This is a genomic window from Telmatocola sphagniphila (assembly GCF_018398935.1).
Lineage (GTDB): Bacteria > Planctomycetota > Planctomycetia > Gemmatales > Gemmataceae > Telmatocola > Telmatocola sphagniphila.
In genome coordinates this window covers 6,251,904-6,276,963 of the sequence record NZ_CP074694.1, presented here as the reverse complement: position 1 = coordinate 6,276,963, position 25,060 = coordinate 6,251,904, and the positions used below count along the sequence as shown (strand labels likewise).

Sequence of the window (25,060 nt, the reverse complement as noted above, 5' to 3'; positions counted from 1 at the left end):
GCTTATTTGCCTTTGACAATCGCCATATCAAACTTGATTTCGCTTTTCACATCGAACTGGCTTTCATACTTACCGACCGCGCTGAGCACGATGCCCTGATAATTCTTGGGAGTCACTTCCTTGGCCAGTTTGATCGGTACCATCACTTCGTCTTTTCCGGCGGGGAGAACCACTTCCTTGACCTCCGCGCCTTTCAGATCGACCGGTAGAGTCAATTTCAGTTTGTATTCCCCGGTATAATCGTTCTCGCGAGTGACCTTCACGGCCACATCGACGGTATCGCCCGGCTTGGCGTTGGCCGGAGCCTTCGCGATGAATTTGCCGAGAGTCGCGGGAAGGACCTTCACCGTGAACGGTGTGCTGACGGCGGTGAAGATCGCCGGTTTTTTGTTCTTGCCATCGGGATTTTTATCGTAAGGAATCTGGCCGAACGCCTTGACGACAACCGGGTAGACGCCCGGTTGTGCGGTAGCTCGCACTTCCAGACCGAAAGTGGTATCGTTCTTATCGGCCGCGATGGTGGGCATTGGCTGGCCGTTGTTGAAGAGCAACGGCGGTTGATTGCCGGGCAGACCTTGATTGTTTCGCTGACTTGTCACGAGGGCCGTGGTGATGGCGACCTTGGCCTCCGGAGCGTTCCGAACCACTTCCAGCGGCACGGTCAATTTATCGCCCGGTTTGACCACCAGCGGCAACGGGAGTTTTTCCTCTTTCTTGATGAAGATCTTGTTCGGGTCGATCTTGATCTGAAACAAAGGCTTGTCGCGGACGGCGATGCAGCATTCCTGATCGAGCCGACCAATCAATGGGAAGTTGGGATTATTCTGCGGGCCGGGCCAAGTGATGCTGGCCGGCCGGACCTCCCGTTTCAACATCACACCTTGCACATTAGCCGAGGCCACAATCCGAATCGGGCCGTTGTACTCCGCGGCATCGGGCTTGGCGGTCAGCACCAGGGCACCGTAAATCTGGTTGGTTCCAATAATCTGCGGCGGACACTCCACGCCCGGCGGCAGACCTTCCGCCGTGAGCAGGATCGGATCATGGAAACCCTGTTTCCGGAAGACGTAGATATCGAGAGAAGCGGGAGCTCCTTTTTCCAGATTGATGCTGCTGGGCAGAGCGTTTTGGGTATAGGGAGTGATGGCCACGACTCGGAAGTCGGGCTTTTCGTCGGAGATGCAAAGTCGATATTGGGCTTTGGGGCCATAGAGCGTGCTCGATTCCCGGCTGCCGACCTGAATCAGATATTTGCCATCCTCGGGGGGGATGAATTTGAAAGCCGGTGGGTCGCCGTTGCGGGTGAAGAAGTGATTTGGCGACAAAGTGTCGTTGCTGTCTTCCTGTTCGGTGATGTTGCCCGATTTGGGATCGGCCTTTTTCAAACTGAAATACATCAGAGTTGAAACCCCGGTGCTGGTGCAATTCAACCGATCCGCATAAAGTTCAATCCAGAGCGATTGCCCCTTCTTGGCCGTGAAGGTGTACCAGTCGGTATCATTCCGTTTTTCAATCCGCCCGGCCAGTTCGCTGTTAATCGGGATTTCCTGGGCACTCTCCGGTGTGTCGTTCGGCTCTTTTTCCAGGACCACCGGATCGCGAGCAAAGAAAATCGGCACCACATTGGAAGAACCGGTCGGGCTGGGAATCGAATAAGCGAACGCATCCAATTCCGCACTGCGCGGATCGATGCGGAAGCCCACATTCAGCTTGGATGCCTCGCCCGGCGGTGTGATCGTGACCGTCAATTCTTCGATTTCCTTGCCTTGAATCTTATAAGCGGAACTTTTCTTCCCGCCGGGCAGATTGCGGCCATAAACGGTCACTTGCGTCGGCTTACCCGGTTGCACCATGGGAGGATGCACGGCATCAATCCAGGGATTCGTGCTAACGGTGAGGCGGTAGAAATAGGAGATAGCCGGTACGTTCGCACTGAAGGTATAGGTGAATTCGCAAACTCGAATCAGGTAATCTCCATCGGCCGGAATGGTCAAATCCGCGAGAGCATCATCGCCCGAGTAGTTGCGATTGGCCGTCAGCAGGCGACCTGCTTTGGAGTAGATTTCCACCAGAGGCCGGGCGCTGCTGTCGATGGTGCCGGTGGCACAACTCGCGAGAATTCGCTGCCCTTTCTTGGCGGTGATCTGATAGTAATCCACATCGGTCGGCGAACTGAAGCTGCCGTTCACGATCGTGTTAAGTTCAATTTTCTGAGCCTGCGGAACATCGTTGTTGGGCTCTTTTTCCGCCACTTCCTTCAGGTCGCTGACGATGAACACACGCGGGTTACTGATGCCGAAGCGATTGATGGAGCGAACTTCGTAAATTCCCGGTTTCACAGTCGCATCGACGGTAATTTTGAATTTACCGCTCGCTCGGCTGGCCTTGCCGAGTTTGGTTTTCTTGGGCTCTTTAGGATTCGCTTTCGGTTCAGGCAGTTCGATCAATTCCGCTTTAATGCCGGGATGATTGAATCGCAATTCCGTAGTTTCTTCCAGGTCCGCTCCGGAAATCTGCACTTCGAGGGAAGTTCCCAGTTTAGCCCCGAAAGGATTAACGATATCCAGGCGCGGGCGAGGCACTTCCGCACCCTGAGGTTGAGCCCAGGCCAGCATCGGAACAAATAGAGCAGCAGCGGCAAGCCATGAACGTGAAAAACGATGCATGGGAGAGAATCCTCAGAGACATTTTGGGTTACGAACAACCCGGTAGGAACCTATATTCTAACTCGAACTCAAGAGCCATTCAAGCGCGGATCTGGGCCAGTGCTATTTCCTGGATAATTTGAACCTGCGAAATTTTGGCAATCGCCGACCGATTTTCGTCAATTGCCTCAATAGCCAGTCATTTTCTCTGGCAATCTCTGGAGGCCGGACTTTCGTCAGATTAGGACGGAAGATCATAAGCAGCAGTAAAGGCAGGTACCAATTTACGTAGATGCCGCCTTTGTCCGCATACCAGAATTGTACGCCGAGAACCACCGCCGCGGATTGAGCAATCACATGCCCCAGATGCCGGGGGGAGGGCCAAAACGCGGTGACTATCACGAAAGCGAAATAGGCACTGAATACCGGTAAACGGTAGGCATAGTGGGTGCCGGTCCAGATACTTTCCGTCTTGGGCCGCTTCCAGGCTTGCCAATCGGAAAGGTCCAATGCATAGCGAAGGTGTTCGGAGAGTTCACCGGTCCACCCGAGGGAAAGTGCGGTAATGGCCACACTGACGACTAGTGCGAAGAGAAACCCGCTGAAAAATCGCCCTGCCCCGCGACCCCGATAAAAGCCGAACCAGAGCGGGAACAGTAGGAGCGGAAAGTACGCACTGCCCGCCGCTACGCCCAAAAGCAACCCGGAAACGAGCGGCCGGGAATACACTAGCACCGCCCCAGTCAAGAGAATGGCCGGCCAGACGTGATGTACCTGCTGTACGGTGTAGGCGGTCGAAGGATTCAAAAGATAGAGACAGGCCGCACCTAATCCCGCTTCGGATTCCTTGAAGTGAATGTAACCGATCAAAAAGAGGATAACGACAATCACCATATGGCCAAATAGCGATGCGGATACTTCGACCCAGTATCGAGTATCCACCCGATTCAGATCGGCATTCTGCGAAGCAAAGATGCTGGTTGCACTGTCGGTGACTCGGGTCAGCGCGATCGGTTCCTTGCTGCTTTCGGCAGGTAGTTCCGGTATCCGCCGAATAGCGGCCGCCGTGATACAGATGAACAAAGCCGCGGTCAGCCAGGTCAATCCGGCATTATTCAGATTGATCGGCAGGTAGGGTCGGCGAACCAGGCCGAGATCGAGCAGGCATCGCAAAAACCATAAGAAGCTAGCCGAGACCAACCAGATATAGGCGTAGAGTATTTTGTGCGTACAGATAAGCCGCAAGGCCCGGGTCGCCTCACTTTCTACCAGAGTGTTGGATGTTTTGGTAATTGAATTGGCAGCAGCAGCAACATCTGCAGCCGCACTTACCGCGGCTTCATTTTGGAAATGGCGGGCTTCCTCCAGGATGAGGAATCCGGGGGCGATCAGAAATAAGCCGAGGACATCCCAATTTCGCAGACTGAGCGGTCGGCGAAAGTTGAAGAACATGGCGACCGCCAGAAGCAGCGAAAAGTAGAACCAGGTCGCCGCTTTGGGAAGATTGAATTCGAGAAAGATCGAATTCATAGGTGAATTCCTGTCGAGGCCCCTGGGGGCCGGGGCGATGGGAAATCAGTATGTCGACCGACCGCCGCTGATGTCATACGTCTGAGCCGTGGTGAAGCTCGCTTCATTGCTGGCCAGGAAATGGACCAGCGAAGCCACCTCCTCCGGCTTGCCAACTCGACCCATCGGTATTTTGCTGACCATGTAATCGACGGTCGATTGGGGCAGCCCATCCAGAATCGGAGTGTGAATCACGGCGGGGGAGATGGCATTCACGGTGATGTCGCCGATGCCAACCACTTCTTTGGCCATCGATTTGGTGAGGGCGATGATGGCCGCTTTGCTGGCGGAATAAGGCCCCATGGTCGGATTGCCTTCTTTGCCGGCGACACTTGCGATATTGATGATGCGGCCGAACTTCCGACTGATCATTCCCGGCAGCACGGCCTTGCAGAGCATGAAAGGTCCGGTGACGTTCACATCCAGCACGGTGGTCATCACACTGGCTTCTAATTCCCAGGTTTTCGCCGCTTTTCCGGTGATCCCGGCATTATTCACCACGATGTCGACGGGGCCCAGAGCTGTTTCGATCTCGGCCACGCAGCGAATCACATCGGCTTCCTGGGTGATGTTACCGATAGCGGCCACGCCCCCCAGCTCCTTCGCCACGCGCTGAGCATTGGCCTCAGACAGGTCGAACACGGCAATTTTGGCACCGGCGGAAGCCAACCGGCGGCAAATCGCTTCGCCAATGCCCTGCCCGCCTCCAGTGACTACAGCGACTCGGCCATCCAATCGAAAGTGGTTCTGTTGCGACATGCGTCGCGCTCCTTCTTTGGCAACGTTCGGAGAGATTTAAATATTTGGCTTGTTTTATTAACTTGAAGCAATTCGAATTCAGAATTGCCACGAATCACGGACAGAGAGCCTTCTAAGGCCAGTCATATCCGCCCGGATGCAGCGGGTGGCAACGACAAACCCGACCTATGCCCTTCCAGGTACCTTTGAGCGGGCCATATTTCTGGATGGCGAGGATCATATATTCGCTGCAACCAGGGATAAAGCGACATGAGGGCGGTAGAAAGGGCCGGATGCAATACTGGTACACTTTTACCAGGGCGATCAGCAGATAGGAAAAGAGTCGCTTCATCACGGCAGATTCTCTGCGGGACGGGTTTCTTTCTGTTCTGAAATACGTCTGGCGAGCCGGGAGGTCAATTTCTGAATAGACTCCTGCAACAGGCGCAAATCGAGTTCCAGGCCGACACGAGGAACCAGCACGAAATCGAAACCGGGCGGAATTTGCAGCTGTCGAGTCCGAAAAGCCTCCCGGAGCATTCTTTTAATGCGATTGCGCACCACGGCGTTGCCGTGCTTTTTGGAAACCGAGAGGCCAATCCGAGACAGGGGAAGCTCGTTTTTCTTGCCGAAGAGAATCAGCTGGGCATCGGAAACCGACTTTTTCAGGTTGTAGACAGCATCGAACTCAGCCGTTTTTTTCAGCCGCTGATGCTGTCCCAGAGAAAGACGGTTTTCCGACATCCACTCATTTTAGGAGGGAAAAGTGAGCGATTACTTTTCTGAGGATTTCTTCCGTTTCGGGGCGGGAATGGCTTCGGGCTCTACCTCTTCCTCCTTATCGCGGTTTTCCACGGGAACGAGCATGGCATTGGCGACGAAGCCCATTTTCTCCAGAATCTTGCCGCGAATCTCTTCGCCCACATTGCCATTCTGACGGAGGAATTCGCGAGCATTTTCCTTGCCCTGCCCCAGCCGGGTGTCGCCATAGCTGAAGAAGGAGCCGCTCTTGGAAACGATTTCCGCATTCACGCCCAGGTTGAGCAAATCGCCTTCGTAGCTGATGCCGCGATCGTAAAGCAATTCGAACTCGGCCTGTCGGAACGGGGGAGCGATCTTGTTCTTGACGACCTTGACTTTGGTCTCGTTACCGATGATGTCGTCGCCATCTTTGATGGCCGGGCCGCGACGGACCTCCAACCGAACGGAGCAATAGAACTTCAGGGCCAGCCCGCCCGGCGTCGTTTCCGGGTTGCCGTAGACGATACCGATCTTCTGTCGAATCTGGTTGATGAAGATCACGCAGGTTTTCGTCTTGGAGATAACCGGATTCAGAACCCGCAGGGCCTGGCTCATCAACCGAGCCTGCATCCCCATCGAGGAATCGCCGATCTCGTTTTCCATTTCGGTCTTCGGCACCAGCGCGGCCACCGAATCGATCACGATGATGTCTACCGCATTCGATTTCACCAGCATTTCCGCGATCCGCAGGGCTTCTTCGCCGAAGGTAGGCTGGGAGACCAGAAGCGATTCCAGGTCAACGCCCAGGCGCTTGGCCCAGCTGGGGTCCAGAGCGTGCTCGGCGTCGATATATGCAGCGACACCGCCCTGTTTTTGAGCATTCGCGACACAGTGTAGGGCAATGGAGGTTTTGCCCGAGGATTCGGCCCCATAAATTTCGATAATTCGACCGCGGGGAAGACCTTTCCCACCCAGAGCGATATCCAGGCTCAGAGCCCCTGTGGGAATGCCCTGGATATCGGAAACATCCGTCTCGCCCAGAGACATGATGGACCCTTTGCCGAACTCCTTTTCAATTGCCGACAGTGTGTTTTTCAATTCACGATCATTCTCGGCCATGAGAGATCTCACTTAGAACAATATTGGGATAGTTTTCTCTTTATGCGACAAAGGAAATAGTATACAGAATTGCACCAAAAGAGAATGTCGGTAGCGAAAAAACTTGAGAATACCACTACATGATGGGTCAGCATTAGCGAATCGCTATGAAATGTGGGCGACTTCGAACGATCTAGATGAGAGCATTTATCCTGGCGCATGAGGATCTAATTTTCGTCCCAATTTTTTTCTGTTTGCTTTGTTGGCTTCGAAGCTGCTTCCGTAACTCCCCTCATTCACATGAGCTGTTAAAAAGCCTAAACTTAATTTGGTTTGTGAATCAATTACCTCGATAACTGAAATATAGCAACCAGCTGAATAGGGGTAATCTCCTTGGAACCCGATTGCCTCGTAAATAACCTTGGTCTCTTCCTGCTCTCCGACAATATTTTTCAAGATCTCTTTACAGGTCTTGAATGCTTTATTCCGCTTGGCCCATCTCTTTCCCGCATCTATTAGCTCCGAAAGAGACTCACCTGGGGGATCAGCTTCTTTTTGGGCAGACATCGAGCCTTCGGAGTTCTGCTTTCGGCTATCGAATGGAACGATCTCCCGTTCCGTGAAAGCTTTCGTTAATTTACCCGCGGTACACAGCCAATCGATCGCTTCAAACAGTCCTCCTTCGACCGCAAAAATTTTTTCGAAATTACGTGGCAAAATGAAAATAGTTTGAGGTTTTGCAGGATGGAAAACAATTTCATCCCCATCCAAAGTGTCTCCTAGTATTACACACTCTAGGGCTCGTGTTTGGGGGAGAATTTTCTTTCCTTTTTCCCAGAACCAATATTTTTTGATTCTGTTTCGCCAATCCGTGAGTTCTGATTTGATTCTCCAAGGTGGATAAATTCGAATGTAATGACCGCCTAATATGCCTTCCCCAATTTTGGTAATGTACTGTAGATAGCCTTTGGGAAATGTAATCCAGAGCTCGTTTTCAAGCGATTCAACTTGTTTCGGTGTAGCAAGGACTAAGGATAGTCCTTTTGTTTCGATATCCGAAATCTTCACGGACGAATACTCCTTTAAAAAAGGGGTTGAAAACAGCTTTTGTCAAGAGTGTGATTGGAATCTCTAGGAACTTGATATGAGAAGGAACTCAATTCGACGTGACAAAATGCTTGCTGAGCGCTGTCGGACATAACTCAGCAAAAGCAACAGTTCCGAATTGTAGGATAACTTAATCAAATATCAGACGACTCAATTCCGGCTATACGCTTCGCGGGCAGACAGTTGATCCTGGAAGAAAACCCAAAGTTCGTCGATGGAAATCGCCGGTAAGGCGGGGTCGGTCGGAATGAGATCCTGTCGGGCGGCCAAATAGGGAATTTCTTCCTGAATCAATTTCTGAAGATCGAAATCGGTCATATCTCCGTAGGCCGACCAGACTTCGCTGACGATGGGACGCAGTTTTTCGTGATACGCCGCATCAATGATATATACGTGGATGGGTCGATTCCCATGCCCTTTATAACGCCTTTCGACGGTGTGAATCACTGGGCCGATCGGCCCGGCATGTATCACTTCATCGAAAAGAGGTTCGTCCGCGGTCGCCAAATGCCAGCCTTGAACGTAATAGAGCAGCATTTGCAGTTTACGATTGCTACAGGAATGTTCCTGTTCGTAGCAGTACGCCAAAATGGCTTCGGCTACCTGTAAAGCCTTATACATGCATTGGCCTCCCTAGAGAAAAGAGAACCTTTCGCTGAATCGTTTAGTGTCTGCTGAAAACAGTGAGGATTCAGCAACTAACACGGTTGCGTGATTCGAGTTTCGGTGGGTCACAGGAGCAATTGCGAGTGCTTTGTGATGTAGGTAATCTAATAGCGAATTCGCTGAAATGCAATCGATTTTACAGGTCTTCTCAGTATACTTTCACAGGTTTGCCCAGGCGTGAAAGAGCCCAGGGTCGGCACTTTCCGCAAATTGCGAAATCACCCTAAATTCGGCAATCTCGGAGGAACCCAGATTGCCCCATTGCGGCGAAGATTCCCAACTTAAAATGAAAAATGCTTGAGGTTATGCAAGTTCTACCTTCGAGCACGTTATAATTCCGTAACACAAGCCGGAAACGAACTCCGAAGCAAAAAAAGAGTATCAAAAGCCGGCCAAAATCAGGAGAAACACTATGAAATCTGCAGTATTTGGCTTGGCCGCGGTGCTTGGAATCTTCGCCTTCAGTGGATCGGCGAGTGCTCAAGGTGTCAGCTTTGGATATTCCAACTATGGGCACCGAAGTGGCTTCAGTATCGGTATCGGTGGCTTCGCCCCGGGTTATTACGGCTACTATCCTTCTTATTATGCCCCGACAGTGGTCACTTCTCCGACAGTCGTGACTACCTCGCCCGCCGTGGTGACTCAGGCCCCAGTTGTCGTTCAGCAGGCCCCAGTCGTCTACGCCGCACCGGCACCAGTCGTCGTACCGAGCGTTAGCGTAGGAATTGGCTTCGGCGGCTACTACCGACCTTACTACGGCCACTACTACGGCTGGCGTCGATAAGTCGAGAAAGAAACAACTCTCCGCCGGGTATAATCTGGCGGCATCCAACTTCAGCCCGTCCATCGGGGACCTTGATCGGACGGTTATAAATATACCCCCGGATCGTGACGAACGACCGGGGGTTCGCGTTTGATAGCCCTAGTACTTCCGCAGAATTTCCAAAAGCACTTCCATCTCCGACCAGGTGTTGTAACCGTGGGCGGAAATTCGCAACCGACCTCCCCGCACATTAACGATAACCCCGGCGTCCCGGCAACGCTTTTGAAGCTCCAGCGGATCCACGCCGTCTTTGCTAATCGAGACGATGGCTGATTTTTCGCCCGGCTGCCGACTGCTGTAAATCGACCAGCCGATGCCCGTTAGCGCCTCGCAAAGCCGATCGGTCAAACTCTCAAGCTTCTGTTCGATCTTGACAATGCCGACATCCAAAAGCAGGCGTATCGACTCTCCCAAAGCCGTCAGGCCCACCATGTTAGTCGTGCCGCCTTCCCAGCGGCCGACGTGCGGTTTCAATCGAAAATCAATTTTGCCGAAATTCAAATTGTCGACCACGCTATTCCAGCCGACGCCGATGGGTCGAAAGTTCTCAATCCATTTGCGTTTCAGGTAGAGCAGCCCGGCTCCTTCGGGGCCAAGCAGCCATTTATGGCCATCGGCCGCGAAAGCATCTAGGGGAAGCTGCTGAACATCCAGTGGCGAGACGCCCAGCGATTGAATGGTATCGACGAAAAAAAAGATGTTTCGCAACTGGCAGAATTCACCGATTTTGGCCAGATCGTTGCGAAAGCCGGTGGCGTATTCCACAGAGCTGATCGTCAGCAGTCGAGTTTTATCATTCACCGCGCCAAACAAAGCATCCAGATCGACTCGACCCTGAACTGTGGGAACGGCTCGAAATTCCACGCCGCGATCCCGAAGGTTCATCCAGGGATACTGATTGGACGGGTATTCGTCGGCCACGGAGACGATGTTCTCGCCGGGCTGAAAAGGATACCCTTCAGCCACGATGGAAATCCCCATAGTCGTACTGGGAACGAAAGCCAGGTCGTGCGGATCGGCATTAACCAGTTTCCCGGCCAGGCGGCGCACTTCGCGAATCCGATCGACCCAATCTTGAATGACGGCGATGCCGTTGGCCTGATAGCTCTCGGCATAAAACTGGATGACGCGGGCCGCCGGGGCCGGCAGCGGAGCGACCGCCGCATGATCGAAATAGGCCCATAACTGGGTTACCGGCATCTGCTGTCGCCATTCCTCGAAAGTCATCGACTATTCCCTTGGTGTGCGTTCCTGTGGCTCCTTAGAATCACTCTATTCAAAGTCCTTGCGTTCTGCCTGAAAGTGATCATGCTGTTTCAGAATCAACCGCCGTCGCGTTACGATCTGAATTTCAAACTGTTTGGAATTCCGACGCGAATCCATCCCAGCTTCTTTCTCTTCGGTGCGATCTTGACTTTTCGGCTGACCGAAATTAATCCACTTCTTTGGTTAGTGGCAATCGTCTGCGTTTCTTTGATCGTTCTGGTTCACGAATTCGGCCACGCTTTGGCCTTTCTCTATTTCCGAGCGTTCCCGGCGATCGATTTGCAATTTTTCACCGGTGCGGCCACTCCCGATATTCGCATCGGCGAACGCTGGAAGCGGGTCGTCTGTACGGCAGCAGGACCGCTGATGGGTTTAATTCTTGCGGGGTTGCTTTACGCGAGTTTGGAAATGGACGATTGGCCCTTGCGTGCCGGGCTTTTTGGGAAAGTTGCCTTTGAATATCTCTTTTACGGTTCGCTGATACTCAGTCTGTTCAACCTGCTGCCCATCTATCCCCTGGATGGGGGACATTTGCTGAAGGAAGGATTAAGTTCGGTCAATCGTCGGCGCGGCTTGCAATGGACGCTGCAAATCTCGATCGTTCTATCGCTGGTTTACGTCGCTTACTCGTTGGGCCACATGACCCGTAAGATTCCCGAGGTCGGCTGGGGAATCTTCGTGCTCCCGGCCGGAGCATTCACACTGATTTTGTTCGGCTTGCTGGCTTATCAAAACTATCAGCTGCTGCAGGTGAATCGGCGCTTCTTTTAAGTGGAATGCGGTCGGATTTGAACCGAACTGCGGGAGGCCCCAGAGTCCGTCGGCTTCTTGAGGACTCTTCGCAGTTTCATCGTCGGGCCATCGTGCTCATCTTCGATGTCCCCGACGATCTCCTCGATGATATCTTCCAGGGTGATCATACCGACCACCATCTTATTCTCATCCCGGACAATCGCCATCGGGACCTTGGTCTTCTTCAGTTCGCGCAGAGCGTTGGAGATTAACTCATCGGCCCTCAGAAACTCGACCGGGTAGAGCGCATCGTCCAGCACGACGGCATTCATCAGGCTGAAAAAGTAGAAGAGATTCTTCGTGTTCAGAATTCCGATGATGTTATCGCGCGTGCCATCGTAAACGGGAATACGGGTATGCCCGCAAGAGCGGACGAATTCCAGAATTGCCTCGGAAGAGGAATGAAGTTCGAGTGCATCCATCTTTTCGATCGGTACCATACACTCCCGGACTTTCTTGTCGCGCAGCTCGAACACGTTCTGCACGTAATCGGCCGATTCGGCATCGATCAGCCCGGCGTCCTCAGTTTCATCGATCAGCATCCGCAATTCCTGAATCGAGTGAATGTGCACGCCATTGGTGGCAGCCTTGTAACCAAATAAGCGCAGCAAAAAGTTACCCACCGCGTTCATCAAAATGATCAGCGGGTTCATCACTCCCGAAAAAAAGTTCAACGGCGGGCAGAGCCAGAGTGCCGTGCGATCCGGCGCCTGGAGCGAAGCCAGCTTGGGAACCTGCTCGCCGAGAACGACGTGCAGAAGCGTAATGCAGATCAGGGCGACCGTCGTCGCCAGACCATGTTTGGTAATGAACAGAATCGAACCGGAAAGGGCGCCTAACAGCGGTTCGATGAGCCTGGCCAGCACCGGTTCCCCAACTGCTCCGATAGCAATGCTGGCGATCGTTATCCCCAATTGGGAGGTGGCGATACTGCGATCAATATTGTCGAAGGCGAATTTGACCGATTTGGCCCCGGCCAGTTTCTGCTGAACCATCTCTTCAACGCGAGTTTTCCGGACGGATACCAGGGCAAATTCCACAGCCACGAACAGCGCATTCACCGCTATAAGTAACGGAATTGCCAGCAGATAAAGAAATTCCAAGCGCGCTAAACTCCCTGAACAATCAGACCACGACAAGTACTCTATTCTAGCTATTTGAAGGGAGTTGAGTGTGAGCGGTACCGATTACATCTTTCAATTGCTCGGCCCGAAGATAAGAAAGTGCATCGGTTAATTGGCCCACAATTCGACTGGAGGCCGAGGGATCGTAAAAATTAGCCGTGCCGATCTGCACTGCCTGAGCCCCAGCCACCAGAAATTCCATGACATCATCGACATTGGCGATGCCCCCCACGGCCACAATGGGGAGAATATTGGCTCGGGCGACGTGCCAAACCAGTCGCAAAACCATCGGTTTGATGGCCGGGCCGCTCAATCCGCCGGTCTGATTGCCGAGAATCGGTTTTCGCTTCTTCCAGTCGATGGCCATGCCGAGGTAGGTGTTCACCAGCGTGACCGCATCCGCTCCCCCTTCGGCCGCAGCCCGGACAATGGGCAAAATATCGGTCACATTGGGGGTCAGCTTGGCCAGAATCGGAAATGAACAAGCCGCCCGGACTCTTTCCACAATTCTTTTGGTGACAGCGGGTTGCGTGGCGAAGTCGGCACCGCCCGCCACGTTCGGACAGGACAAATTCAGTTCGATTGCCGCGATGCCCGCTTGATTGGCCAGCATGCCGGCCATCTCTGGGAATTCCTCTTCGCTTTTACCGGCGATGTTGGCGACGAGGGCAGTCGGAAGAGTTCTCAGATAGGGCAAATGATGGAAAATAAAGTGTTCGATACCATCGTTATCCAGTCCGATGGCATTCAATAATCCGGAGGCGGTTTCGACGGTCCGGGGTGGAGGATTGCCCGCACGCGGTTGCCGGGTTACCGTTTTGGGGACGAGGCCGCCCAACTGAGTGAAGTCGACGAAATCGGCCATCTCGCGGGCATAGCCGAAGGTTCCCGAGGCGGTCAGAATCGGATTGCGAAGGGTCAGTCGCCCCAAACGAGTTGTCAGATCGACAGTCATGAAGTAACGATATGATTCCCGGAGCCAGCGTCAGGGATTGATTTGCAGTCCACTTTCCACTTCCTGCCAGAAGGTGGTCCAGTCCGCACGCTCTTTCTCATCCAATTTTTCGAGAAAGGAGGGTTTCCGGACGGGGGCAAAAATTTCATTTTTCAGCCAGCTTTCGAACTCGCTGCGATCTTCCGGCCGGCGGTCCATGCTACAAGCCACCCACTGATTTCGAAGAAAGTTCAGCGCTTCGAGCCGCAGAGCGGGTGCGCGGGCGGCATCGCTCGCCGTAGCTTGAATCGCCACTTCCGCGGCAGATAATCTCGTTTTGCCAAGTTGTTCGCGGCTCAGGTCTTCGGGCTTGGTGAGAATGCGGCGATAGGCCACAAGGGCCTGGGCAAAACGCCCTTGCTCGCGATCCAGTTCTGCCAGAAGGACGTTGGTCTGAAAGTCTGTTTCGTTCAACTTCAGGGCGTTTTTCAGTTCTTGCAGAGCCGCCGCATCTTTATGATCTTCCCGTAACGCCGAGGCCAGAGCCAGATGCGGCAGTGGGGAACGCGGATGTAAATATAACGCCGCCGTACAAAAGCGAACGGCATCCGAAGAACGTCCTGGTATATGTCGATAGAGCCTACCCAGATCTCGATTGACTTCGTAGGACTCTGGATTGTTGACTTGGGCACTCAAAAGAATTTTCTCAGCGGCTTCGGGATGGCCCAGCTGATAAATCTGCTCGGCGAAAACGCGGAGTTCCGCCGCTTCGAACTTCGCCGAAAGCAAAAATCGGGTCATCGGCACCAGCGTATCAGAGTCCTTCTTCTGAACGGCTCGCAGCCATTCAGTGGCCATCTGATTTTGATTGGGCCCTTCAAATTTCAACAACCCCGAGAGACGATTTCTTTGCTCGGCTTCCACGGCGAGGCTCAACCATTTTAACAAATGCGGTCGCAGCAGCCTTTCGATGGACGACCCTTGCAGTCGGGCTTTGGCATCTTCCAAAGGACCGTCGAGCGGTTTCAAAGGATGATTTTGGAAAGCAGTCTGATAGCGACGGCCGACCTCTTCGGATCGATTTTTCACGGGTCGGAGTTCGTCATCCTCAAAAGAGATCCGCTCCAAATCGGCCAACAAAATCAGATTTTGCTTCCAGGAATCACACTGCGAGCGTAACTCGTCGACTCGGGCTTTATCGGCGATAGGTTGTGCAGTCTGTTGAGCGAGGGAATCGGCATCGAGCATCAATTGGCTCGCCTGCTCCACCGTGTCGATCGACTGGCTGAAATCGCTGGAATTGGTGGAAAGTTTGCCCAGAAGCGCTGTGACATTTTCCAGTTTATGGTCGAGTTCCTTGCGGGCCGATTCCTGTTGGGCTGTCTGGACGTACCGCTGATGAAACTGCTGATTGCGGTACATCAGAAGGAAGGATCCGACGGTCACGAAAACAATGAACAGTGCAATGGATGTCAGAATCGCATTATTGCGAAACTGTTTGATAACTTGCGATTTATGCCGGGTGTGGTGATCGTGCGCCTGAGCGGCAATCCGACGAACCAGATCATTATGCAAGCGTTCCTGAACGCCGCGCAGATAAGATCCTACCGACAGAGCCACTTGCTCGGCCGATTTGGGACGATCGTGCGGATTTTCGTTTAAACAGTGTTTGGCCAGTTGAATCAGGTCGGCATCCGCCCCGGAATCATTCAACATGTTGAATGCATGACGGAGGTCGGCTTCTTGAGCCTGCCGCCGGGCCTCTGCTTTAACGGAACTGTAGGGCGGGCTGCCGGTCAACAATTCGCAAAGTAGGGCGCCCAGGGAAAATACGTCGCTTTGGAAGGAGAGCTTATCGTGGTCCCCCCGAGCCTGCTCCGGGGGCATGTACTGGAAGGTGCCCAGAATCTGACCAGCGTTCGTGATATTTTCCTCCGGCATACGCGCCGGAACCATATTCACTTTGATAACTTTGGTGTCTTCAAAGTCTTCAATTTCGTCATCGATCTCATTTTTCGAGACCGGCCACTGCAAGGAAGGCTGTAGCGAGGCGAATTTGGGATCGAGACTTTTCGCTAAGCCCCAATCCATCACCAGAACTTCCCCGAAAGCTCCCACCATGATGTTTTCGGGCTTAATATCGCGATGAATGATGCCGCGGGAATGGCCGAAGGCGACAGTCTGGCAAACCTGTTCGAAAATATTGATGTAGTGGGCAAGTTCCTGCTTGGGATTACTGCGATCCGTAAGCAAATTTTTAAGTGTGCAACCCTCGATCAGCTTCATCGCGATGAACGGTCGTCCGTCCTTGAGCTTTCCGGTCTCATAGACGGGCACTACGCCGGGATGCTGGAGTCGGGCCATGATCTGGGCTTCTTCCATGAATCGCAAGGCAATTTCGTCCTGCGCCATGAACCGGCTGCGCAGGATTTTTAGGGCGATATTGCGATTCAGAACGCGGTCATAGGCTTTATAAACCCGTCCCATGCCGCCGGTAGCCAGCTCTTCAAAGAGGTTGTACCGGCCATCAATTTCATCGGGAATCTGAAGTTTTTGCTTGGAATTTCCCAGACGGGTATCGGTCGCCCGGGTAACATTCGCCCCGGCCACTTCAAAATGCGTGGAGGATTCGGTGTTAGGCAGGCAATTCGCGCTTCCAGCCCCATTTCCGGCCGGAATTTGATCGAATCGGATTTTCGATTTCCAAATATTCACGTGGTACGCAATGACACAGGGAAAACAATAATTAAAAACCCGTACACAACCAATCAATTTTAACTTAGAACAGTTTTTTCAGAAATAAGATTACCGGACGATTGTTCCTCTTTTTTTGTTCCGGAGTGTCAAATATGCGGGCGGGGGTGGCGAATGACCCAGTGTGCAGCGCCGCCGGTTAATCAGTTTCGACGGCGAATTTTGAAAAAAACCACCTACATCAAGGGGAATTGCAATGGGTTTGATCAAGAAAATCGCCGTCGTTGGAGTTTTGGGCGGTTTGGGTGCGGCAACTGTCGCCAACACGAAAATCGGCAGCTATATGAGTTACCGGGCCGAACGGGCTTGGGAACAGGCCGAAGCTCAGATTCCGCTGGACCACGAAATCTCGCGCATCAAGAAGGAAGTCTTGTCCCTGGATAAGGATATCGACAAGGCCAAGGGGAATCTGGCGGAACAGATTGTTGCCGAGCGGATGCAAAAAGAAGCCTGCGACAACTTGACTCGCAATATCGAACGCCAAGAAGCTCTGGTTCACAAACAGGCTGAAGCCCTGAAAGAAGCCAAAACGGGCGAGAAGGTCAAGTGGGACGGCCGAACCGTCTCCTACAACCGCGCCAAGGAAATGTTCGAATCCGACGTGCAACGACTGAAAAACAACCGCAAGGAGATGGAAGCTCAGAAGCAGATGATGGCGACCCACGAAAAATCCCGCCTGATTCTCGAACAGCAGCTCCATGCGATGATTGCTCAGAAATCGGAATTGAAAGCGGCCGTGGCCGACATGGAATCCCAGATTCGCATGGTCAAGCTGCAGCAGATCGAGAGCCGTTACCAGAACGACGGCACTCGATTGGCCGACATCAAGGAATCGCTCCGCGAACTTCAGACCCGCGTGGAAGTTCAGCGCGAGAAGCTGAAACTGGCAGAAACCTATAGCACGGACACGGCTGTCAGCGGTAAGAGCGTGGACGAAATCCTGGCGGATCTGGACGGTAAATCGGCTTCGACCGACAACAACGGTACCCGCGACTAAGGCTCATACCCTTTCGTTATGGGTGCGAGATTGCTAGATTAACCGTTGAACTCACGAGCCCACGGCTGAATTCCGTGGGTTTTTCCGTCTCGGTCGATTAATTCGGGAACTCTAGACAACCCACATCCATGAGCGAACCAGCGTGGTTAATGAAATGGCAGGCGCGGGAGGCAATTAAAAACGGCCGCCCCGAAGAAGCCCATCGCCTGCTGGATAGTCTCATCGCCTCGGGCAATCGGCGCGCCTGGGCACTTCGCTCAGATGTCGTTCGGGGCTATGTGGAACGGGCCGAAAAATTCCTCGCTCAAAACTCACCCGAGGCCGCCTGGCAAGATCTCGCCAAAGTTGAATCGATTGCCCCCGGCGACAAAGCGGGTCTCAAACTTCGCGAAAAGCTGATCCAGTTCGAACTGACGGGAATCCGCCAATCGCTCGAAAACGGCAAACCGCTGGAAGCCCTGCGCCTCATCGGCCACCTCCGCGAACAACCGATCCAATCCAACGAGTTGACGCTCCTGGAAGCGGCCTCGCAGGAATGGGCGCTGGCAGAGGATTACGCCCAGCGCGGCGATTTTCCACAGGCCAAGCAGGCCGTTGAGAACTGCCGGCAGAAACTCGGCAAGGTACCTGCGGGCTTGGAGAAATTCGAGCGGGAACTCGATCGCCGGGAAGATCGGTTCCGGGAGTCCTTTTCCAAGCTGCAGGAATCAGCCAATCAACTGAATGCCCGCGAAGTGTTGAAACATGCGGATGATGCCCTCGCCGTCGCGCCCATGCACCGCGATGTGCAGACGCTGCGCAGTCGGGCCTGGACGGCGGTTCAACCGGAAACACCCACTTACCGCAGCGACCCGACGTCCTCCGAAGGTTCGCCCTTATTTTCTTCCGCCTCCAATGCGTTCCCGCTGGAGCCGCTGGCCCCGGTCAAGCGATTTTACCTCTGGATCGATGGCATCGGCGGTTTTCTGGTTTGCATGGGGCAGCAGGTTACCATTGGTCAAGCCAGTCTGGAGAGCGGTCCCGTGGACATTCCTCTGATGGCCGATGTTTCGCGATTCCACGCCTCCTTGAAGCGCGATGATGAAAATTACATTCTGGAATCGAGCCAGCAGGTCCAGATAAACGGAAAGTGCATCGAGCGGGCGGGAGTGCTGCAAGTCGGTGATTTGTTGACCCTGAACGCATCCTGCAATATTCGCTTCAATTTGCCCGTCCCCGGTTGTGCCTCCGCCCGGCTCGATTTCCCCGGTTCGCGACGTTTGCCGATGGCCGTGGATGCCGTGCTGTTGATGGCCGATCTTCTGGTGCTGGGCCCGGGAGAAAAAGTTCACGTCTGTCTGCCCGATCTGGAACAGCCATTGCGAATCTTTCGCCAGAAGGATCGAGTCGGCATCCAATGGGCGGGGGAATACTACATCGAAGGGCAGAAACAGACCGGTCGAGCGTTGATTCCGACCCAGGGAAGTATTTACTCCCCGCAATTCACGATGGCGGTGGAGCCCGTAAAAAATCGCTGAGATCCGATGATCCTATTTCTTCACCGGTGGCGGCTTGAGGAGAAGATCGAAGAGTTCATTTTTCGTCGAAAGCAATAAGTAATCTCGCGTATCGCTGAGCATCGATTGATAGGCTTTCAACTTTTGCAGAAACGTGTAGAATTCGCGGTCTTGCGAATGGGCCGCGTTGCGAATCTGGTCGGCTTCGGCATCCGCCTTGCCTTCAATTCGAGCCTTCTCCGCCTGAGCTTCGGCTAAAATTTTTCGAGCATCGCGCTCGGCGGTGCTGACAATCTCGCGATACCGGCGATCCCCTTCACTCTGGTAGTCCGCCACTTTCCGCCCTCGTTCACTGCGGATTCGCTCGGCAATGCTATCGCGCACCGCTTCGGGATAGTTAAATCTCCGGAGTCGGGCATCAACTATTTCGATGCCATATTCCCGAAGTATGGCCGAAGGCAGCGACTCCGCCGTATCGCTAGGACCCAATTTCTGAATTCCTAGAAGCTGATTCTTTAAAGTGAGATTTCTCTGATCCACCTTTGCCACGTCGGCGACCTGAATCAGATTATCCAGAGGCATATTGGAGATCACCGCCGCCAAACGGCTGCTAAATCTCGGAGAAAGTAGCCGGCGCGCCTGCTCGGGCGAGCCCACCGCCCGGATAAATTTATCGACACCCGCGGAATCCGGAATTTTCCAGCAAACGTAGGCATCCACCAACAGGGTTTTATCTACAGTCTGATTCTGTGGATCGCGAGTCAACGATTCCGTTGGCGGTAAATCGAACACTTGTAACCGGCGGTCGATTCGCAGAACCGAATCAATTGGCCAGGGAAGCTTAAAGTGTAAACCGGCATCGGTCGAACCATCATAAGTAACGACCGGTTCGCCGAAACGAGTGACGTAAGCGAACTCGGTTTGATCGACCTTGTAGAGCGAGGAAAAGCCCAGGACTAACAGAATAACCGTTAGAATGAGTAATCTCAGCTTGGTCATTCATTCCTGCCGATCAGATAGAAGTTGCGCCGTTAAGTAGATCTTATTTAAGAGTTGCCCCCGACGTCCGTTAAAATTGGAAGTAGAACGCAGTTCTAGCTCCAGATTTTTAGAGTTTGAAACTTGGGCTGACGATTATTGCTGACGCCAGGCATAAAAGGAGTTTTATGAACGCCACCTCTTCCAACACCAATTCGGTTCAAGATGAACTTCCGCTGCCTCACACCACCGCCAGCGGAGCTCCCGTGCGACTGGGTGACCGACTGGCTTTTACCGTATGGACACTGAGTGTTCTTCTGGTTTTGGCTTATAGTCTGGCGAGCTATCTCGCCATGCACTTTTTCGGTTACACCTCCGGCAAATAGAGGCCTGGCTTTTTAGTGTTCGCGCGGGCCATTCTCCCGGTAGAATGAAGTGGAAGCTTCGTCGCCTTCTCCACGGGTTTAAGTGTATGTTTCGGCGCTCGTGTGTTCTGGTCGTTCTCTGTAGCCTGCTGATTTACTTCAGCGCTTCCCCAACCGTTTTCGCACAGACCAAGGCGAAATCCAACTCCCCTTTAGCCGGTTTCACGCTCAAAAAACTGCATGGATTCAACGTTTACGTTTCGGATGAAGTACTCAAACACCAGAATAGCGACGAATACGAAGTAAAGCCGCTCGAAGCTCTGGATCAGGAATTGCAGACCATCATCCAGGTCATGAAAGCGGAGTACGTCGTCAAACTGCGTCGGCTACCGATCTTCGTCGAGTGGGATGGGAGCGCGAAAATCGCCAACGACCGAGCGGTCGCCGCTTATTTCCCCAACGACCGGGAACGCGGAAACAACGTTTCGATTGTGAAGATGTCTTACATCACCAAAGTCTACCAGCCGGATAACCCTAACGAAGAATGTGTGATTCTGCACGAGTTCGCCCATGCGGTGGACCATGCGATTTACAACTATCAGCAGCCTCAGATTGTCAAAGCCTATCAGGTCGCCATGGATCGTAAGCTCTACGGCGATCCCCCTTCGCGCGGCCAACCGGCGAAAGTTTACGCAGCCACCAGTGCCCGGGAATATTTCGCGGAGCTGACCTGCAGCTACCTCGATAAAGGCCGCAAGCCGATCGTCACGCGCGAAGATTTGAAAACGCTCGATCCCGAAGGCTACAAAGCGATGGAGCAGATCTGGGGCAAGAATCCCGAGTTGTTCGTCATGCGGCCCAAAAAGAAGGCGCCGGTCGCTACGAATAAAGAGACGAAAACCGAGGCGAAACGACCGGCCGAAAAGCCACCCGAAGTGTCTGCCGACACAGAGAAACTGGCTGCAAATAAATTGAAAGCGATTCAGTTCATCCTCGATGCCGGCAAGCAGGAAGCGGCCAAGGAAAAGCTCGATGATTTGATCAAGCAATTTCCCATGACCGAGGCCGCGAAAAAAGCAGCGGAGATTCGGAAAACGCTCAGCGATTAGTTTTCGAGAAGCATTTTTCACTGGCAAAGAATTTTCGACCGTCCCCTACTGAAGAAACCTGCCGGGTTTCTCATCCTGCTCCGAAGTGTGTTGAAAAAATGAAATCGTTCCGTTTCTGCGTTTTCTGTGCTCTACTCAGTGCACTGATCCTCTGGTTGCTCCGTTACAGCGAATCGTCGACCTGCGCCCAGTCCCCCGCGGCACCAGTCAGTTTCATCAACGATGTAGCTCCCATCCTGAAGGACTACTGCTTCGCCTGTCACGATGCCAAAAAGCGTTCCGGCAAATACGAGATGACTACCTTTGCCAGACTGATCGCCGGTGGCTCCAATGGGGAAACCGTATCGCCAGGCAAACCGCAGGAGAGCGATCTTTACGACTTAATGGTCACGAATGAAGATCGCCGTATGCCACCCCGCAAAGACGGCATCAGTGCTGTGCCCAAAGAGAAAGCGGAGATCGTTCGCCGTTGGATTGAGCAAGGGGCCAAACTCGATTCGGGCATCGATACCAAAAGCGATTTGGTGAAAGAGTTGCGGGTGCGCTGGCAACCGCCCGCATCGCCTACGCAATACAAGTTCGCCATGCCGGTCACCGCACTGGCGTTCACTCCCGATGGGAAGGAACTCGTCGCCGGAGGTCACCACGAACTGACCGTGTGGAATGTCGATTCCAGTAAACTCACGAAGCGCCTCCGGACCCGGGCCGAGCGGGCCCTGGCGATGCTCTTTCACCGCGATGGCTCCCTGATAGTCGCCGGTTCACGACCGGGCCAGGAAGGGGACATTCGCGTCTATAACCTGCAGGCGGCCGGGAAAAAGGAAGGAGAAGTTATTTTCCTCGATGGGGTCAGCGATCCCCAGGTGTTCCGCAAACAACTGCTGGATAGCGACGATTCCATTCTCTGTCTCGCAATCTCCCCGGACGGCAATCTACTAGCTGCGGGGGGCTGCGATCGAACCATTCGGGTCTGGGATGTCAGTGCCGGCGCTCGGCGGGCCAAGCTGGAGCAGGTTATTGATAACCATGCGGACTGGGTTTTCGCGCTCGCCTTCGATGCGACTGGCGAACGGTTGCTCTCTTGCGCCCGCGATAAAACCGCCAAGATCTGGGATCTGATGAATAGAGAATCGATCACGACATTTCCGGAACATCAGAACAACGTCTACGGCGTGGCCTGGTCTAAAGATGGGAAGAAAGCCTTCTCCGCGGGAGCCGATCATGTCCTTCGGCAATGGGAAGCGGTTCCCCAGGGGAAACAATTGAAAGTTCTGGGTGGACACAACGAAGATATCTTGAAACTCCTCAGCTCACCGGATCGACTGCTATTAGCCACTGCGGGTGCCGACAAAACTGTGAAGATCTGGGAAGCCGAGACGCAAAAGAATACCAAAACTCTGAGTGGTTTGACCGATCAGGTCTACTCCCTGGCTTTGAGCCCCGATGGAAAACTGCTTGCCGCAGGAGATTACAATGGGGAAGTTCGAATTTGGAATCTGGCCGATGCGAAGCTGGTGAAAGGATTCAATGCCTCGCCGGGTATAGCTACCATCAGCAAGAAGTAGGAGCCGGCGGTGCCCGAGCGATTGAAAAAACCCCGATTTCGCCCCGGACTATTCATCACGGCTCAGTCGCTCGATTACATTCTGGAGGATCAGCTCCGGCTGTCCCCCACTATTACTCTCAACGCTCTCTCCTTCGAATTCATTCGCTTATTCAATGGCCAGCGAACTCTGCACGAAATTCACTTTCAGGTTACTCAGAATCGAAGTGGTTACCCATCAATCGAAGATCTGGCTCGACTGGTGTCGGAATTGGACGATTGCCTTTATCTGGATAGCCGGAAATTTCAGGAGCTGATTTTTGGGCCGGTTCGCAAACCCTCCTGTATCGGCTGTTATTCGGAAGATCCCAAGATCATCGCCTCGGAATTAAATCGCCTGTTCACAGCTGACGGCGGCCCCGGCCTACCGGGCGAATGGGGCAGCCGAGTTGCCCGCGACGGCGAGATACAGGGGCTCTTGGTGCCGCATATGGATTACGGCCGCGGCGGCACCGTCTACGGGTGGGGTTACAAAGAACTGGTCGAGCGAAGCCGCGCCCGCTTGTTCCTGATCATTGCCACCTCGCACTATTCGGGCGAACGATTCACACTCACTCGACAAAACTTCGCGACGCCGCTCGGCGTTGTCGAAACCGATCAGAAGCTCATCGACCGCCTGGTCGAGTTATACGGCGAAGGTTTATTCAACGATCCCATCGCTCATCTGCCCGAGCATTCGATTGAACTGGAAGTGCTCCTGCTGCAGCACCTGATTCCGGAGCCGATTCGCATTGTCCCCCTGCTGGTCGGTTCTTATGCCGATTGCATCGAAGCGGGATCGACCCCCGAGTCCGCAGATGACATTCAACGAATGGTTCGGTCTCTTCGCAAGCTGGCCGCCGAGATCCAGGAACCTTTTTGTACCATCATCAGCGGGGACCTGGCTCATATTGGTCCGAAATTCGACGATCCCGAACCGGTAAATGAAACCGTCCTGGCCGCGAGTCGTCTTCAGGATAGACGGATTTTGGAAGCGGCCGAGAAGGCGGATGCCCAAGCCTATTATCGGGTGATCCAGCAGGAACAGGACCGAAGGAGAATTTGCGGACTACCCCCGACTTCACTGTTCTTGAGTGCGCTACAACCCGGGCAAGGCCAGCTTTTGAAATACGATCAATATGTGCATCCGGAAGGATTCGAAAGCGTCAGCTTCGCCGCCATGGCCTTTCATTCTCATAGAAACCTCTAATCTGGCTACGTCATGAAATATCTCTGTTTGCTTCTCCTGGCCCTTCTCTCCGGCTGCGGAAAATCGCCGGATCGGGCCGTGCTGTATTGCGCCCAGGACATGGAATACGCCCAGGAAATTCTTTCGAGTTTTGAGAAGGAAACGGGCATCCCGGTCGCCACCAAGTTCGATACGGAAGCTAATAAGTCGGTCAGTCTGTTCGAAGAGCTCGTGCAGGAGGCGAAACGACCCCGCTGCGATGTTTTCTGGAATAACGAAATCATCAACACGATCCGTCTCGAGCGTAAAGGTCTTCTCGATCGCATGGAGCCCGATCCCAACTACCCGGCCTGGACGCGTCCCGAAAGCGGCTGCTGGCAGGCCTTCGCTGCGCGGGGCCGCATCCTGATTGTGAACACCGAAAAGCTGAAAGAAGCCGATTATCCCAAATCCATTCTCGATCTGACCGATCCGAAATGGAAAAGCAAGCTGGCCATGGCCAAGCCTCAGTTCGGCACGACCGCAACGCACGCGGCCTGTTTGTTCGAAGTATTGGGCGAGGAAGGCGCTCAGGCGTTTTTCAATGGTTTAAAAGCCAATGATATCACGATTTTAGCCGGGAATAAACAGGTGGCCGAGCGGGTGGCTCGGGGCGATTTCGCCGCCGGGCTGACCGACACCGACGATGCCATCGAAGAATACAACGACAAACGGCCGGTGAAAATACTCTACCTCGACCAGGAGGCTCATCCGAAATACCCGGCCTTAGGAACCCTTTTTATCCCGAACACGATCTGCATCCTGAAAAATCGGCCGAATCCGGAAAACGCCCAAAAGCTCGTGAAATTCCTCCTGAATCCCGGAACGGAAGACAAGCTGGCCCTGAAAGGAGGCTTCCAAATTCCGCTCTCGACAGCCAGTCAGACCAAGCTGCACGAAACGCTGAAACGCCCCGATCAAGTCCGGCGCATGGAGGTCTCTTTTGAGAAGAGTGCCGACCGCTGGGAAAGCGTTCAGCAATTTCTACGGGATACTTTCGCCCGCTGAGTGTAAAATAAGGGGATTCAAAAAATCGTAGGTGGCACCA

At 53.5% G+C, this 25,060-nt stretch carries 22 protein-coding genes; 9 read left to right on the top strand and 13 right to left on the bottom strand.

The features are described from left to right. Window positions 1-2: 2 nt before the first annotated feature. The 8 genes from KIH39_RS25065 to KIH39_RS25030 form a co-directional block, all read right to left on the bottom strand. On the bottom strand, window positions 3-2,666 hold the full coding sequence (locus KIH39_RS25065; RefSeq protein WP_213496675.1) for a pre-peptidase C-terminal domain-containing protein: 2,664 nt from the start codon (window positions 2,664-2,666) through the stop codon (window positions 3-5). Window positions 2,667-2,768: 102 nt separating this feature from the next. Continuing rightward, window positions 2,769-4,175: a hypothetical protein gene (locus KIH39_RS25060; protein WP_213496673.1), complete on the bottom strand. Its 1,407-nt coding sequence runs from the start codon at window positions 4,173-4,175 to the stop codon at window positions 2,769-2,771. A 45-nt stretch (window positions 4,176-4,220) separates the two neighbouring features. After that, window positions 4,221-4,973 carry an SDR family NAD(P)-dependent oxidoreductase gene (locus KIH39_RS25055; protein WP_213496671.1) on the bottom strand — a complete coding sequence of 251 codons (753 nt, stop codon included), beginning with the start codon at window positions 4,971-4,973 and terminating at the stop codon, window positions 4,221-4,223. 112 nt (window positions 4,974-5,085) lie between these two features. Then, window positions 5,086-5,304 (bottom strand): membrane protein insertion efficiency factor YidD, encoded by a 219-nt coding sequence (gene yidD / locus KIH39_RS25050; RefSeq protein ID WP_213496669.1) that lies wholly within the window; start codon window positions 5,302-5,304, stop codon window positions 5,086-5,088. Continuing rightward, window positions 5,304-5,696: a ribonuclease P protein component gene (rnpA, locus tag KIH39_RS25045; RefSeq protein WP_213496667.1), complete on the bottom strand. Its 393-nt coding sequence runs from the start codon at window positions 5,694-5,696 to the stop codon at window positions 5,304-5,306. Before rnpA ends, yidD begins: the two co-directional genes overlap by 1 nt. 30 nt (window positions 5,697-5,726) lie before the next feature. Then, entirely contained in the window at window positions 5,727-6,812 is a 1,086-nt protein-coding gene (gene recA, locus KIH39_RS25040; protein WP_213496665.1) for a recombinase RecA, read from the bottom strand. Between the two features lie 186 nt (window positions 6,813-6,998). Beyond that, complete coding sequence (locus KIH39_RS25035; protein ID WP_213496663.1) at window positions 6,999-7,859, bottom strand: SMI1/KNR4 family protein; 861 nt, start codon at window positions 7,857-7,859, stop codon at window positions 6,999-7,001. A gap of 189 nt (window positions 7,860-8,048) precedes the next feature. Beyond that, window positions 8,049-8,519, bottom strand: coding sequence for a Panacea domain-containing protein (locus KIH39_RS25030; RefSeq protein WP_213496661.1), 471 nt, complete (start codon window positions 8,517-8,519; stop codon window positions 8,049-8,051). Window positions 8,520-8,976: 457 nt separating this feature from the next. Between KIH39_RS25030 and KIH39_RS25025 the strand changes: the two genes are divergently transcribed. Then, a complete protein-coding gene (locus KIH39_RS25025) occupies window positions 8,977-9,348 on the top strand; it encodes a hypothetical protein (RefSeq protein ID WP_213496659.1) in 372 nt (123 codons plus the stop codon). Window positions 9,349-9,486: 138 nt separating this feature from the next. Here KIH39_RS25025 and KIH39_RS25020 read toward each other — a convergent pair whose 3' ends face one another. Next, window positions 9,487-10,614, bottom strand: coding sequence for an aminotransferase class V-fold PLP-dependent enzyme (locus tag KIH39_RS25020; protein WP_213496657.1), 1,128 nt, complete (start codon window positions 10,612-10,614; stop codon window positions 9,487-9,489). Between the two features lie 81 nt (window positions 10,615-10,695). On the opposite strand from KIH39_RS25020, the gene KIH39_RS25015 reads away from it, so the two are divergent. Further along, complete coding sequence (locus tag KIH39_RS25015; protein WP_213496655.1) at window positions 10,696-11,424, top strand: site-2 protease family protein; 729 nt, start codon at window positions 10,696-10,698, stop codon at window positions 11,422-11,424. Here KIH39_RS25015 and KIH39_RS25010 read toward each other — a convergent pair. From KIH39_RS25010 to KIH39_RS25000, 3 genes are read right to left on the bottom strand one after another with little or no spacing between them, the layout of a single operon-like run. Beyond that, entirely contained in the window at window positions 11,421-12,548 is a 1,128-nt protein-coding gene (locus KIH39_RS25010; RefSeq protein WP_213496653.1) for a hemolysin family protein, read from the bottom strand. The two genes, KIH39_RS25015 and KIH39_RS25010, sit on opposite strands and share 4 nt — an antisense overlap. A gap of 46 nt (window positions 12,549-12,594) precedes the next feature. Further along, window positions 12,595-13,524, bottom strand: a complete 930-nt coding sequence (locus tag KIH39_RS25005) for a dihydroorotate dehydrogenase (protein WP_213496651.1) — start codon at window positions 13,522-13,524, stop codon at window positions 12,595-12,597. A gap of 30 nt (window positions 13,525-13,554) precedes the next feature. Next, complete coding sequence (locus KIH39_RS25000; protein ID WP_213496649.1) at window positions 13,555-16,218, bottom strand: serine/threonine-protein kinase; 2,664 nt, start codon at window positions 16,216-16,218, stop codon at window positions 13,555-13,557. A 235-nt stretch (window positions 16,219-16,453) separates the two neighbouring features. On the opposite strand from KIH39_RS25000, the gene KIH39_RS24995 reads away from it, so the two are divergent. Together KIH39_RS24995 and KIH39_RS24990 are read left to right on the top strand one after the other, a co-directional pair. Then, window positions 16,454-17,254 carry a hypothetical protein gene (locus tag KIH39_RS24995; RefSeq protein ID WP_213496648.1) on the top strand — a complete coding sequence of 267 codons (801 nt, stop codon included), beginning with the start codon at window positions 16,454-16,456 and terminating at the stop codon, window positions 17,252-17,254. Window positions 17,255-17,382: 128 nt separating this feature from the next. After that, window positions 17,383-18,771: an FHA domain-containing protein gene (locus tag KIH39_RS24990; RefSeq protein ID WP_213496646.1), complete on the top strand. Its 1,389-nt coding sequence runs from the start codon at window positions 17,383-17,385 to the stop codon at window positions 18,769-18,771. A gap of 12 nt (window positions 18,772-18,783) precedes the next feature. Here the strand turns inward: KIH39_RS24990 and hflC are convergent, their stop codons facing one another. Further along, window positions 18,784-19,749, bottom strand: a complete 966-nt coding sequence (gene hflC, locus KIH39_RS24985) for a protease modulator HflC (protein WP_213496644.1) — start codon at window positions 19,747-19,749, stop codon at window positions 18,784-18,786. Window positions 19,750-19,916: 167 nt separating this feature from the next. Here hflC and KIH39_RS24980 point away from each other — a divergent pair, with 167 nt between their 5' ends. The 5 genes from KIH39_RS24980 (at window position 19,917) to KIH39_RS24960 (ending at window position 25,020) form a co-directional block, all read left to right on the top strand. Continuing rightward, complete coding sequence (locus KIH39_RS24980; RefSeq protein ID WP_213496642.1) at window positions 19,917-20,114, top strand: hypothetical protein; 198 nt, start codon at window positions 19,917-19,919, stop codon at window positions 20,112-20,114. A gap of 86 nt (window positions 20,115-20,200) precedes the next feature. Next, window positions 20,201-21,202 carry a hypothetical protein gene (locus KIH39_RS24975; RefSeq protein ID WP_213496640.1) on the top strand — a complete coding sequence of 334 codons (1,002 nt, stop codon included), beginning with the start codon at window positions 20,201-20,203 and terminating at the stop codon, window positions 21,200-21,202. Between the two features lie 98 nt (window positions 21,203-21,300). After that, window positions 21,301-22,767 carry a WD40 domain-containing protein gene (locus KIH39_RS24970; protein WP_213496638.1) on the top strand — a complete coding sequence of 489 codons (1,467 nt, stop codon included), beginning with the start codon at window positions 21,301-21,303 and terminating at the stop codon, window positions 22,765-22,767. A gap of 9 nt (window positions 22,768-22,776) precedes the next feature. Beyond that, a complete protein-coding gene (gene amrB / locus KIH39_RS24965) occupies window positions 22,777-23,994 on the top strand; it encodes an AmmeMemoRadiSam system protein B (RefSeq protein WP_213496636.1) in 1,218 nt (405 codons plus the stop codon). A gap of 12 nt (window positions 23,995-24,006) precedes the next feature. Next, on the top strand, window positions 24,007-25,020 hold the full coding sequence (locus tag KIH39_RS24960; protein ID WP_213496634.1) for an extracellular solute-binding protein: 1,014 nt from the start codon (window positions 24,007-24,009) through the stop codon (window positions 25,018-25,020). Window positions 25,021-25,060 lie beyond the last annotated feature (40 nt).